Here is a 952-nt window from a genome sequence, read left to right on the forward strand (position 1 = left end):
TTGGTGGTGTATCCGCCGTTGATCAGCAGTGTCTGCCCGGTGATCCACCAACCGTCGGACACCAGATGGCGGATGAAGGGCACCACGTCGGCGATGTCGGTCAGGCCGGTCTTGGTGAAGCCGGACAGCGCCGCCGCCGTCTTGTGGTAGGCCACGGCATCCGCGCCCTCGGCCGGATAGAAGAACGGCGTGTCCATCGGGCCGGGGCCGACTGCGGTCACCGAGATGCCGCGCGCGCCGAATTCCTTGGCCGCCGCGCGCGTGTAGTGCTCCACCGGCGCCTTGGTACCGGCGTAGGCGGCATAGAAAGGCGTGAATGCGCCAAGCAGTGAAGTCACCAGGGTGACGATCTTGCCGTTGTCGTTGACGTGCTTGCCGGCTTCCTTGAGGAAGAAGAACGCCGATTTCGAATTGACCGCGGTCATCTCGTCGTACTCGGCCTCGCTGATCTCCACCAACGGCTTCTTCAGCACCTTGCCGACCGTGTTGATGGCGATGTCGGGGCGGCCGACGGCGGCCACGGTGTCGGCGAAGAGCTTCTCGACGGCACCGGCGGTGGTCAGATCAGCCTGGAAGGCAGCGGCCTTCGCACCGGCAGACTGGATCGCGGCGACGGTGGCATCGGCCTCGGCCTTGCTGGACGCGCTGTTGTAGTGGATCACCACCGCCTTGGCACCTTGCCCGGCGAGGTCGCGGGCGATCAGGCCGCCCAGGTTCTTGGCGCCGCCGGCGATGAGGACGGTCTTGCCTTTGATGGAATGGTCTACCAAGGGAAGCTCCTTTGAATGCAAGTCTGCCGTTCGCACCGCCTTCCGCCTAGCATAAGAGTCAGCACCGCGAATCGATACGATCACCACCAATCATCGGTGACAAAATAACCCTGGCGCAGCCGTTAACGGCTGCGCCGTTACTGTTTGGCAATGCACTGTCTGACCTGCACCATCTCGATGTC

At 63.6% G+C, this 952-nt stretch carries 1 protein-coding gene; it reads right to left on the reverse strand.

Annotation, left to right across the window (positions count from 1 at the left end; genetic code table 11):
- Positions 1 to 770: SDR family oxidoreductase (locus LG367_RS18330; RefSeq protein ID WP_226470710.1), on the reverse strand; the 770-nt coding region annotated here is incomplete at its 3' end.
- Positions 771 to 952: the final 182 nt, after the last annotated feature.

Source organism: Luteimonas panaciterrae (genome assembly GCF_020511115.1).
In the GTDB taxonomy this organism is placed as follows: Bacteria; Pseudomonadota; Gammaproteobacteria; order Xanthomonadales; family Xanthomonadaceae; genus Luteimonas; species Luteimonas panaciterrae.